General features: G+C 35.4%; 1 pseudogene. It reads right to left on the reverse strand.

Annotation, left to right across the window (positions count from 1 at the left end):
- Positions 1–74: 74 nt before the first annotated feature.
- A pseudogene (locus J7R05_RS07770) lies at positions 75–508 on the reverse strand (L,D-transpeptidase family protein); the annotation flags it as partial.

The raw sequence follows: 508 nt of genomic DNA on the forward strand, positions 1-508 counted from the left end.
ACAGCATTACAGATAAAAGAATAAAGCATTCTGAAAAAAATTAAAGGTGAACTCCACTTTACGATAAGATAACATCACGGCTTTAAAGCACTAGAAACCTTATCAAGACCACGATTAAAAACATAATGTTTTTCATAAACATCAACCGTGGGAGGCATACGATTTTCTTCAAAAAAATCATAACCTTTCTTAAGCATAACCCAGAATTGATAATGGGGATCAGATCTATGACGTACCATATTAGCATCGGTCATGCGAAAAGGAAAAGCATGCAACTGAAATTCTTTCTGTCCCCCTCTAAAAGCATCCCGCGCAAAAGCATAAATCTGTGCCATATTTTTATCACTCATAGAGTAACAACCAGCAGAAAAGCAAGAACCATGCACCATAAGATTACTTCCTGTTCGGCCATTCGCTTGATCATAAAGGTTGGGAAATCCTATATTAAAAGCAAGATAATATTTTGAATAAGGATTCATTTGATTTGCACTAACGGTGTAAAAACCTT

It is taken from the genome of Bartonella capreoli, assembly GCF_902813205.1.
GTDB lineage: Bacteria > Pseudomonadota > Alphaproteobacteria > Rhizobiales > Rhizobiaceae > Bartonella > Bartonella schoenbuchensis.